This window comes from Actinoallomurus acaciae (genome assembly GCF_042429965.1).
GTDB lineage: Bacteria > Actinomycetota > Actinomycetes > Streptosporangiales > Streptosporangiaceae > Actinoallomurus > Actinoallomurus acaciae.
In genome coordinates this window covers 1-10750 of record NZ_JBHLZP010000301.1, presented here as the reverse complement: position 1 = coordinate 10750, position 10750 = coordinate 1, and the positions used below count along the sequence as shown (strand labels likewise).

Genomic DNA, 10750 nt, shown 5'->3' with positions numbered 1-10750 from the left:
GGGCGGGGACGGGAAAACCGGCGGCCGAAAGGCCGCACGGCGTCCCGTCCCCGACCCAACAGATGCAGGCACTGGATCGGTCGCAACCGGTGCTGCCGATGATGCCGGGCATGCCCGAACGCCGCACGCACGACTACGCACGGCACGGCACCACCAGCCTGTTCGCCGCCTTCAACATCGCCGACGGAACGGTGATCACCGAACCACACCGCAAGCACCGCGCCACCGAGTTCAAAAAGTTCCTGGCCGCCATCGACAAGGCCGTCCCCGCCGAACTGGATGTACACCTGGTCTGCGACAACCTCGCCACCCACAAAACACCGCTCATCCACGAATGGCTCGCTCGCCATCCTCGCTTCCACGTCCACTTCACACCTACCGGCTCATCCTGGATCAACCAGGTCGAACGCTGGTTCGGCCACCTCACCGACCAGCTGACCAAGCGCGGCGTCCACAAGAGCGTCCAAGCNTCGAAGCCGACGTCCGCGCCTGGATCACTCAGTGGAACACCAACCCCAAACCGTTCGTGTGGAAGAAGACCGCCGAAGAGATCCTCGACTCCCTCGCCCGATATCTACAACGAATTTCAGGCGCAGGACACTAGGGCGTGTTTGGAAGTCCCGCTGTCCGGGGCACTCCCCGCCCTCCCAGGGGGCGCCGACCCCACTTCCATTGTCAAGCCACCCACACGCCAAAAGAAGCCTGCACGCACGGCTGTGGAAAACCCACGACCCGACCACTTCGAGACAGGTTCTAGGCGGCCGCCGGGGTGTAGTGGCGGGCCTCGTCGCCCTCGATGACGTGGCTCTCCTTGCCGTCCACGCCGACCGGGGCGTTTCCGGCGACGGTGACGCGGTGCAGGCGGCGCGGCTGGTCACCATAGTCGTCCGGTGCGTAGTGCTGGGTGATGCGGTTGTCGAAGACGACCAGGTCGCCCGGGTTCCACACGACGCGCAAAATGTTCTCCGGGCGGGTGACGTACGCCTGGAGGATGCGCAAAATGTCGCGTGACTCGCTGCCGTTCAACCCGACGATGCGCTGGGCGAACCCGCCGATGAACAGGCCCCGCTCGCCCGTCTCCGGGTGGACGCGGACGACGGGGTGGGCGGTCCGGTAGCGCGTCGAGGTGAAGACCTGGCGATACTCCGCCGCCTTCTCGGTGTTCACGCGCGGCAGCGCGTAGTCGTAGTCGTTGGTGTGCACCGCGAACAGCCGGTCGGCAAACTCCCGCAACTGCGCGGGCAGGTCCCGGTAGGCCGCGGCGGAGTTGGCGATCAGGGTGTTCCCGCCGTACGGGGGGACGACGAGGGCGCGCAGCGTGCTGACCTTCGGCGGCGTCCGTACGAACGTCACGTCGGTGTGCCACTGGTTGGAGCGGATCCCCTCCTCGCCGTCGACGGGAAGGATGTTCGGCTGTCCCTCCACCGACGGCACGGTCGGATGCGCCCGGGTGAGGGCGCCGAACCGCGAAGCGAAGGCGATCTGCTCCTCGTCGTCGAGGTCGGCGCCGCGGAAGATCAGCGCCTTGTGCTCCAGCAGCGCGGCGTTGACGGCGTCGAAGATGGACGGGTCCCGGGGATCGGCGCCGGTGACCTCGGCGCCGATCCGCCCGCCGACCCGGCGGATGTCGAGACTGGACATGGGCGTTCCCTTTCTCTAACGGCGTGCCGTGGGGTCGACCGCGCGCAGGAGCAGGCGCAGCAGTCCGTCGAAGGCGAAGCCGAGTACGGCGATGACGGCGATCCCGCTGAAGATCAGCGGTGTCTGGAGGTAGTTGCCGGCCTGGAGGATGAGGAAGCCCACCCCGCCGGTCGCGGCGATCATCTCGGCGGCGATGATGCTGGTCCACGCCCCGCCCATGGCGATGCGCATGCCGGTGATGACACCCGGTACGGCCGCGCGAAGCCGTACGTGCAGCATCGTGTGGAAGGAGGACGCGCCGAGGCTGCGGCTGGCGTGGGTGAACTCGGCGGGTACGGCGTCGAGCGCGCCGAGCGTCGCGATCGTTACGACCGGCAGCACGCCGAAGAAGATGAGCGCGACCTTCGACGCCTCACCGATGCCGAACCACACGACCAGCAGCGGAATGAACGCGATCGGCGGCAGCGGCCGCATGACGCCGACGATCGGGTCGGCGAGCTCGCGGATCACGCGTACGCCCGCCATCGCCGCGCCGAGGACCAGGCCCGCCACCGTGCCGAGCACGAAGCCGGCCAGGATCCGGCCCGTGCTGATCAGCGCGTCCGCCACCAGGGTCTTGCCCTGCACCTGCGGGTACGGCGTCGACATATAGTGCGCCAGCTGGCGTCCGGTCTCCTGGACGGTGGGCAGGGTGACCGCGTCGTGCACGGCGTAGGCCGCGATCTCCCAGACCAGGAGTGCCGCCGCGAGCGCCGCCGTGCCGACGAACACCCGGCGCCAGGAGCGCTGCCGTCGCTCCCGTGCGCGTACGGCGGCGCCCGTACGGCCCGGGGCCGTGTCGAGACTCACTGCTCCAGCACCTCCCGGATCCGGCGCTTGGCGGTGACGAACGCGAGCGTCTCGGTGTCGTCGTAGGTACGCGGCCGGGGCAGGTCGATGTCGACGACCGCCTTGGTACGCCCCGGCCGGCCGGACAGCACCGACACCCGGTCGCCGAGCAGCGTCGCCTCCTCGACGTCGTGGGTGACGAAGACGATCGTGGTGCGCCGCCGTTGCCAGAGTTCGAGCAGGAACCGCTGCATGCCGGCGCGCGTGATGGCGTCGAGCGCGCCGAACGGCTCGTCCATGAGCAGCACGCGCGGATGGTTGATCAGCACCCGGGCGAACGCCGCGCGGTGCCGCATCCCCCCGGACAGCTCGTGCGGGTACGCGTCGGCGAACTCGGCCAGCCCGACCGTCTCCAGCAGTTCGGCGGCCTCCTCGCGCACCTCGGGGGTGAGGGCGCGCCGGGCGCGCGGGCCGTACAGGACGTTCTGCCGGGTGGTCAGCCACGGGAAGAGCGTCGGCGTCTGGAACAGCACGCCGCGGTCCGGGCCCGGTCCCGTCACCGGACGGTCGTCCATGAGCACCTCGCCGGTGTCGGCCTCGATGAAGCCGGCCAGGATGCTCAGCAGCGTGGACTTGCCGCAGCCGGACGGGCCGAGCAGGCACAGGAACTCCCCGGCGGCGATGTCGAGGTTCACCTCCTCCAGCGCCGTCGTCTCGCGCCGCCGCTTGCGGAAGGTCTTGCCGACGTCGCGGAGCCGGACCGCCGCGGGCCGGTCGACGACGGGTGACTCCTCGATGGCCTGGGCGCTCGTCTCGCTCATGGGCAACCGCCCGACTGCGCCTTCGCCCAGAAGGAGGGGTCGATGTGCGCGGCGATCCGGTCGATCGCCGGCACCGTCTTCGCGCGCCCCTGGGTGACCAGGAACTGCGCGGTGAGCTGGAAGTTCTTGGCGAGCTTGCCGGAGGCGGCGCGGCCGTCCGCGCCCTGGAGCCAGCCGGTCTCCTCGCTCTGCGGCACGTACGGGTAGCCGCTCGTGGCCGCGATCGCGTCGGCCGGCCGTACGCCGAGGAACCGGGTCGCGGCGGTGACGTACTTGGCCGCCTGCGGCCCCTTGACCAGCGTCTGGGCCTTGGACACCTGGCAGACGAGCTGCTGGACGAGGTCCGGGTTCCGCTTCGCGTAGGTCCGGTCGACCGCGAGCATGTTGACCGCCGCGTACCCGAGGCGGGCGACGTCGGACGCGGTCGTCAGGACGCGAGCGCCGTGTTTCTTCAGGTCGACCAGGAAGGACTGGCTGATGTAGACCGCGTCGATCTTGCCGGACTTCCAGGCGGCGGCCTCGGCGGCCTCGCTCGCGAAGCTGGCGACCTGCACCTTGCCGGTCAGCTTCTGCGCGGCGAGCCAGCCGCGGAGCTGGAAGTCGAGCGTGGAGCCGACCAGCACGCCGACCTTCCTCAGGTCGGCGGGTGACTTGATCTTGCCGTTGACCGCGAGCCCGGACTCGTCGATGCTCTCGACGAACACGGCCTCGACGTCGGTGCCGGAGGTGAAGGCACCGACCAGCGGCGGGTTGCCGACGCCGGACACCACCGGGAACGCGCCGGCACGGAGCTGGGCCATTCCCGCGACGCCGCTGTCGATGGGACGGAGCTGGATCGCCGACTTGACGTGGCCGGCGAGGTCGGGATTGGCGGCGACCACGGCCTCGGGCCCGGCGACCGCGCCCTGGAAGTAGCCGATCTTGAGTGCGGACCCGCCGGAGGCGGTGGAGGCTCCGCATCCGGCGGCGCCGGACACGGCGACGAGCGCGGCGGCTCCGGCGAGGAAGGACCTTTTGAGCATGGCGAACTGCGCTCCTAGAACGGGCGTACGGCCCGCGGGGCGGAAGAAAAAGGGGACGTGGGGCAGACGTCAGATGCGACAGCGGGCGGCGGTGACCCGGACGAGGTCGACGTGCCGCCGGCGAATGAGAGCGGGCCGGGCGCGCATATCAGGATGAGAACACGTGCGTCGCACCTTAGTCAACTATCCCTACCTGCTTGATAGGAAGTGCGGTTCGCGCAAAGGTGAGCCCCGCGCCGGACCACCGGCGCGGGGCTCTGGTTCGTACGGGAGAGGGGCTCAGCCGTTCCAGCCGGAGGTGAGCTGCTGTCGCGCGGCGAATCCGGTCGCGCGACCCGCGTAGACGTACATCACGCCGGTGTCGCTCTGCACGCCGATCAGGTCCGGGACGGTGTCGCCGGTGATGTCGCCGGTGTAGGTGAGCGAGCGGATGCCGTTCCAGCCGGAGCCGAGCTCCTTGCGGGTGCCGAGCGCCTTCGACGCGCCCGGGTAGACCCACAGCGTGCCGTCGGAGATGCGCACCGCGATCAGGTCGGGCTTGCCGTCGCCGGTGATGTCATTGACGCCGACCAGCTTGTTCATGCCGTTCCAGCCGCCGGTGCCGATCTCGATGCGGGTGCCGAGCGCCTTGGACGCACCGGGGTAGAGCCAGAGCGTGCCGTCGGACTTCCTGGCGGCGATGAGGTCGGGCTTGCCGTCGCCGGTGAGGTCGCCGATGCCGGTGAGGTCCTTCATGCCCGTCCAGCCGCTGTTACCGATCTTGATGCGGGTGCCGAGGGCGTTCGTGTCGCCGGGGTAGAGCCAGAGAGTGCCGTCGGACTTTTGGACCGCGACGAGGTCGGGCCTGCCGTCGCCGGTGAGGTCGCCGACGCCGGTGAGCTCGGTCATCCCGTTCCAGCCGCTGGTACCGATCAGCCGCCGGTTCGCGGCGTCCAGTGTCGGGCCGGGGTAGAGCCACAGCTTCCCGGTCGCGCGGTCGGTCGCGACCGCGTCGGCGGTGCCGTCTCCGGTCAGGTCTCCGAGGCTCGCCAGGTCGGCGTCGGTGTGGCCGGTGACCTTGAACATTCCGCCGGGCTGCATGTCCGCGGCGAGCTTGGCGGCGGTGATGGTGTGCGAGCCGCCGGTGGCCTTCCACGGGTCCCACACGGTGATCGTGCCGGCGCTGCTGTCGTAGCCGTACGCGACGATGGCGTGGCCGACCTTGGTGCCGCTCATGCCGGCGTTCCAGGGCAGCTTCTCCATCCACACGCCGAGGGTGGGGGCCCGCTTGAGCACGCCGACGTCGTAGGAGACCTGCGACATCATGCTCGACGCCGTCGAGGCGTCGGAAAAGCCGTAGCTGTAGCCGAGCGGGTCCACGTACCCGTTCATGACGGGCAGCGCCTGGTTGCCGCTGGTGCCGTTGGCGGCCGTCGTACCCATCTGGGTGGCCAGGGTGTCCTGGCTGACGGACACGCCGAACGTCGACAGGCTCATCGACGCCGAGGTGGGCACGCACTTGTAGTTCGTGTCCTGATACTGGCCCGTCAGGGACAGCTTCGCCGAGGTCGGTGCCGCGGCGGTCGCCGCCGCCGCGACCTTCGGGGCCATGAGGGAGCGGGTCGCGTGGACGACGGCGTCGCCGCGCGGCGGACGGGGGGTCGTGGACGCGTCGGCCGTTCCCGCCGTTCCCGTCACTCCTATGGCCGTCAACGCGAGCGCGGCCACCGGGGCCACCAACGGCAGGCGCCGGCCGAACGACTTCATGGACGTCTCCTCGTATTCGGGGGGGCGCGGCCGGCTTTCTCCCGGTCACCGGGAAGGGCGGCCACGCCACGGAGAGGCCGGTGGTCACGTGAACCACCGGCCAAGATCTTTTGACGATGTCAGAAGGAGCCAGGTTCCCACCTATTTCGGGCGAGTGTCCGGCGTACCGAACCGCTCCGCCACCAGGCGGTCGGCCCAGCGGCGCAGCGCGGGTTCGACCGGCGGCTTGCGCAGCCCGGCCGCCTCGGCCACGCGTCGCGCCGAGCGGGTGTCGTAGCGGTCCTCGCTGAGGAAGGTGAGGGTCTCCGCGTCCACGCCGGTGAGCCGGGACGGCAGCCGGCGCACCAGGCCGACCGGCACCATCCGGCGTGGGGCGCGGACGCCCAGGTGGCCGGCCAGCAGCCGCACCAGGTCCCGCAGGTATGGGGTGTCCTCGTCGAGGACCCAGTGCGCCCCGCCGGGCTCCGGGTCGTGTTCGGGAACCGCGGCCATGAACCGGGCGAGATGGTCGACGGTGACCACCGGAACGAACGTGCGGGCCGTGCCCGCGAGGGCGGGAAGCCGGCCGGTCCACAGGTTCCGCACCAGGTCCGCCAGGCCGATGTACTGGCCGGACTCGCCGGTGACGGAGTGCCCGATCACGACGCTCGGGTTCACGACGGTGAGGGGGAGGCCCTCGCGCTCGGCGAGCACCCGGACGGCCGCGTCGCCCTCGGTCTTCGACGCCTCGTACGCGCCGCGGACGCGGTACAGCTTCTCCAACTCGGCCGCGGGCAGCGGGTACCGGGGCACGGCGCCCGAGCTCACGCGATATCCGGAGACGTGGACGGCCCGCCGCAGGCCGCCCCGGGTCGCCGCCCATCGCGCCGCGCCCAGCGCGCCGTCGACGTTGGCGGTCCGCGCCTCCTCCCGGCCGAGCCCGAACCGGTAGAGCCCGGCCGCGTTGAACACGTCGCGTACGGACCCGAGCCGCGAGTCGTCGGCGTCCGACAGGCCCAGCCCGTCGGCCGCGATGTCACCCGCGACGACCGTGAGGCCGGCCGCGTCCCCGCCGTGTTCGCGGAGCCACGTACGGAGCCGGTCCGCGCGCGCGGGAGAGGCGTCGCGCAGAACGGCGGCGACGGGGCGGCCCTGGTCGAGCAGTTCGAGCAGCAGCCACCGGCCGATGAATCCGGTGGCGCCGAGTACCACGGCGTCAGGTCGTTCCATGTCAGGCCTCCAAGTAGACCGATCTACATATTTTGGGGACACGGCAGTGCCCTGGGTGAACGGGATCGTCCGGTCAGCCGGCCAGGAGCGTACGAAGGCGGCGGCGGGCCTGCTCGACCGGCGTGCGACTGCGGCGGGCGCGGGCCAGGACGAGCGCGCCCTCGATGAGAGCGAGCACGGTCCCGGCCAGTTCCTCGGCCTCCTCCGCCGGGCGTCCGTCGGCGCGCAGGCCGTCGGCGAGCACCCGCTCCCAGGCGTCGTACACGTCCGCGCAGGCCCGTTGAAGCGGCTCGTGGGTGGCGGCGACCTCGAGCGCGACCGTCGCGGCGGGGCAGCCCTTCGCGTAGTCCGCCGCCTCCATCCGGTCGGCGAGCACGTCGAGGAGCGCGTGGACCATTTCGAAGGGGTCGGCCGCGCCGGCGCTCAGCTCCCGGATCAGGCCGGTGATCTCCCTCCCCGCCCCGGTGAGCGCCTCGCCGACCAGCTGGTCCTTGCCGCCGGGGAAGTGGTGGTACAGCGAACCGCGGGGAGCCCCGCTCACCGCGAGCACCTCATTGAGCCCGGTCCCGTGGTAGCCCTTGGCCTCGATCAGGTCGCGGGTCGCCTCGATCAGTCGCATGCGGGTCTCGTCGCCCTTGGTCGCCATGACCAAAATCTAGACCGATCTACATATTCCTGTCCACAAGGCCCCGGGCCGAGCGCGGTGCGCCCGGCGGGACGGTCACGTCACAGGGGGACGGCGACCTCGAGAGAGGTGCCCTCCCCGGCCGGACTTCGCAGCCGCAGCGTGCCGTCCACGGCGTCGACGCGGTCCTTGAGGCCGATCAGTCCCGACCCGTGGCCGATCACGGCGCCGCCCCGCCCGTCGTCGCGGATCGACAGCCGGATCTCGTGGTCGTCGTGGTCGAGGTCGACGCGGGCGGCGGAGGCGTTCGCGTGCTTGGCGACGTTGTTCAGCGCCTCGGACACGAGGTAATAAAGCGTCACCTGGAGCTGCTCCGGCAGCGAGGCCGGCACCTCCACACGCAGCTCGACCGGCACCGGTGACCGGCGCGCCAGCGTCTGCGGGGCCGCCCTCAGCCCTGACTTGGACAGTACGCCCGGATGGAGTCCCCGGCAGATCTCCTGCGACTCGGCGATGGCGTTCGACAGGCCCCTGCCCGTGTTCGTCAACCGGTCCCGCAGGTCGTCCTGCCCGGGCGGCGTGGCCGACTCCGCCGCGCGCGGGTCGAACGAGAGCGACACCAGGTGCTGCTGGACGCCGTCGTGCAGGTCGCGCTCGATCCGGCGGCGCGCCGCGTCCGAAGCCGCGATCACCCGGGCACGCGGGTCGATGAGGTCCGCCCGCGACTTCGCCTGTGCGAGCGTGCAGGCGACGAGCTCGACGAAGTCGGTCAGGCGTTCCTCGGTGTCGTCCGGCGGCGCCGTCTCGTCGCGGAACATGACCGCGACATCTCCCCACAGGCGCCCCTCCACCCAGACCGGGCAGGAGATGATGTGCTTGATGCCGTGCGACTGTGCCCAGGCACCGGCTTGGCCGGTGAAGGACGCACTGCTCGTGCGGACCGGACCCCCGGTGCGCAGCACGAGCGCCGCGGTGGATCTCGGACCGATCGGCCATCGCTCCGCGATCGGCGCGATGAACCTCGGTGACTGCGGATCTGACCACCATCCCACCACCGTCGCCGTCTGGTCGTCTTCGTACCGGTCGATCGCGGCGTGGTCCGCGCCGAGCTCGCCCGCGACCGTCGTGAACGCCTCTGTGGGCGAGATGCCGCGGGCGACGAGCGTCGTCACGCGCCGGAGTGCGCCGTAGGACTGCTCGAGCCGGTCCAGCTCGGCCCGGTCGGCGAGCGCCGATCTCAACGCCGCCGTGGACTCCGTGGCGCGCACACGCAACGAGCGCGCGGCCGGCATGTTGGCCGGCCGCGTGACCGCGTCCCGTACGCCCCACTGGCCGCCCCGTGATCGCCTGTGGCGAGCCTTTCGCTCGCCTCGACCAGAGTATGTCTCCCCAGGTCAAGTGGGCAGAAGTGGTCCTTTGCGGCGATCGCGGGGTGGATCAGCCGCGGGGTTTGCGAAGGACGAAGCGGTCCAGCTCCTGGTAGTCGGCCGAGCCGAGGTCGGCGCCGTAGTGGGTGACGGTGATCTCCGTGTGACCGCCCGGCGCGTGGGGTTCGAAGTCGAAGGACGCGAAGCCGTACGGGCGCTGGAGGTCGCGATAGGCCGACCACGGCGCGGGCTCGGTCGTGGTCAGGGAGGCGCGCTGGTTCATCGGGTCGCCGGGGCCGACGTCATAGATCAGGACGCCGTCGTGCGGGTTGTCGAAGGCCGACCCCGGTGTCGCGGACGAGTGGCCGCCACCACCGATGATCATGTGGACGGTGCCCTTGGTCGTGTCGATGACCGACGCGTCGGTGGCCTGGGGCGCCGGCGTGAACAGTGAGCTGCCGGGGAGCACGCCCCGCACCGGGAACGTCCGCTCGAAGTGGTGCTCGTGCCCGGCCACGACGAGGTCCACCCCGTACTTGTCGAACAGCGGCAGGAACTCCTGCCGGATGCCGAGGTCGGCCCCGTTGAAGTGCGCCGAGGACATCGCGACCTGGTGCATGCAGACGATGATCCAGTCGATGTCGCGATCGTGGCTCGCGGCGCGCAGCTCGCGTTCGAGCCAGGCCTTCTGCGCGCCGTGGCTGTACCCGCGGATGTACGGGTCGTAGCCCTTGGCCTGGTAGCCGGGGACGTTGTCGCGGCGGTACGCGCTGAACGCGCCGTCCTGGAGGCACACGTCGTCGTTGTTGATGGAGATCACCCGGATCGGGCCGACCGTGAAGGAGTACCAGTTGCCGGCGAACTCCCGCGACCCGTTCGAGGGCAGCGTGAAGCGCGTCTGGTACGACAGGTAGCCCTCCGGGCCGTTGCCGACCTCGTTCTCATGGTTGCCCGAGCACGGCATCCAGGGGCGGCGGGAGGCCGACCGCTGGTTGTTGGCGAAGAACGAACGCCACGTCTCGACCGGCGCGTCGCTCACGTTGGCGTAGCACAGGTCCCCGTTGAGCAGATGGAACAGCGGGTCGAGGCGGTCCACCGCGTCGACGATGTAGCCGGCGTTCGGCGTCGCGGGCCCCAGGCCCTGGCCGACCTTCGCCGGGATGGCCTGGTCGCCGAAGCTGGTGAACCGGAAGCCCTTGGACCGCCCGGTCGGCGCCGTGCGGAAGGATCCGGCGAGCGGCGCGGCGCCCCGGTGTTCCACCTGGTAGTCGTAGCGGCTGTCGGGGCTCAGCCGTGGGAGCACGGCGTGGTAGGTGTACACCGTCTCGCCGGTGAGCGCCTCGGTGTAGACCCGCTCCTCCGCGGGCACGCGCGTGCCGAGCCCGTGGCCGGGCCGCCCGAGCCGGACGACCGGCCGGTTCACGCGTCGCGGCGCCGCCCAGGACACCGCCATCTCGTGCCCGGCGTCGGCGCCGAACTGCAGGTGCAGCT

9 protein-coding genes and 1 pseudogene are annotated in these 10750 nt (G+C 70.9%); 1 reads left to right on the top strand and 9 read right to left on the bottom strand.

Annotation, left to right across the window (positions count from 1 at the left end; translation table 11 throughout):
• Positions 1–604 (top strand): annotated as a pseudogene (locus ACFFNX_RS31405) (IS630 family transposase); the annotation flags it as partial.
• A gap of 149 nt (positions 605–753) precedes the next feature.
• Here ACFFNX_RS31405 and ACFFNX_RS31400 read toward each other — a convergent pair.
• The 9 genes from ACFFNX_RS31400 to ACFFNX_RS31360 all read right to left on the bottom strand — a co-directional run.
• Positions 754–1641: a TauD/TfdA dioxygenase family protein gene (locus tag ACFFNX_RS31400; protein WP_378209495.1), complete on the bottom strand. Its 888-nt coding sequence runs from the start codon at positions 1639–1641 to the stop codon at positions 754–756.
• Between the two features lie 15 nt (positions 1642–1656).
• Entirely contained in the window at positions 1657–2490 is an 834-nt protein-coding gene (locus tag ACFFNX_RS31395) for an ABC transporter permease (RefSeq protein WP_378209494.1), read from the bottom strand.
• Entirely contained in the window at positions 2487–3290 is an 804-nt protein-coding gene (locus ACFFNX_RS31390; protein WP_378209493.1) for an ABC transporter ATP-binding protein, read from the bottom strand. The genes ACFFNX_RS31395 and ACFFNX_RS31390 overlap by 4 nt, the downstream gene beginning before the upstream one ends.
• Positions 3287–4312: an ABC transporter substrate-binding protein gene (locus tag ACFFNX_RS31385; protein WP_378209492.1), complete on the bottom strand. Its 1026-nt coding sequence runs from the start codon at positions 4310–4312 to the stop codon at positions 3287–3289. Before ACFFNX_RS31385 ends, ACFFNX_RS31390 begins: the two co-directional genes overlap by 4 nt.
• 279 nt (positions 4313–4591) lie before the next feature.
• Positions 4592–6058, bottom strand: coding sequence for an FG-GAP-like repeat-containing protein (locus ACFFNX_RS31380; protein ID WP_378209491.1), 1467 nt, complete (start codon positions 6056–6058; stop codon positions 4592–4594).
• A 141-nt stretch (positions 6059–6199) separates the two neighbouring features.
• Positions 6200–7267 (bottom strand): SDR family oxidoreductase, encoded by a 1068-nt coding sequence (locus ACFFNX_RS31375; RefSeq protein ID WP_378209490.1) that lies wholly within the window; start codon positions 7265–7267, stop codon positions 6200–6202.
• Between the two features lie 73 nt (positions 7268–7340).
• Positions 7341–7913 (bottom strand): TetR/AcrR family transcriptional regulator, encoded by a 573-nt coding sequence (locus tag ACFFNX_RS31370; RefSeq protein WP_378209489.1) that lies wholly within the window; start codon positions 7911–7913, stop codon positions 7341–7343.
• An 80-nt stretch (positions 7914–7993) separates the two neighbouring features.
• On the bottom strand, positions 7994–9133 hold the full coding sequence (locus tag ACFFNX_RS31365; protein WP_378209488.1) for a GAF domain-containing sensor histidine kinase: 1140 nt from the start codon (positions 9131–9133) through the stop codon (positions 7994–7996).
• 196 nt (positions 9134–9329) lie between these two features.
• The coding region (locus tag ACFFNX_RS31360) for a purple acid phosphatase family protein (protein WP_378209487.1) at positions 9330–10750 on the bottom strand (1421 nt) is incomplete at its 5' end.

Bases quoted from the DNA above. Each gene is read 5' to 3' on its own strand.
- ACFFNX_RS31400 (WP_378209495.1), bottom strand. From the start codon at position 1,641: ATGTCCAGTCTCGACATCCGCCGGGTCGGCGGGCGGATCGGCGCCGAG.
- ACFFNX_RS31390 (WP_378209493.1), bottom strand. From the start codon at position 3,290: ATGAGCGAGACGAGCGCCCAGGCCATCGAGGAGTCACCCGTCGTCGAC.
- ACFFNX_RS31385 (WP_378209492.1), bottom strand. From the start codon at position 4,312: ATGCTCAAAAGGTCCTTCCTCGCCGGAGCCGCCGCGCTCGTCGCCGTG.
- ACFFNX_RS31380 (WP_378209491.1), bottom strand. From the start codon at position 6,058: ATGAAGTCGTTCGGCCGGCGCCTGCCGTTGGTGGCCCCGGTGGCCGCG.
- ACFFNX_RS31375 (WP_378209490.1), bottom strand. From the start codon at position 7,267: ATGGAACGACCTGACGCCGTGGTACTCGGCGCCACCGGATTCATCGGC.
- ACFFNX_RS31370 (WP_378209489.1), bottom strand. From the start codon at position 7,913: ATGGCGACCAAGGGCGACGAGACCCGCATGCGACTGATCGAGGCGACC.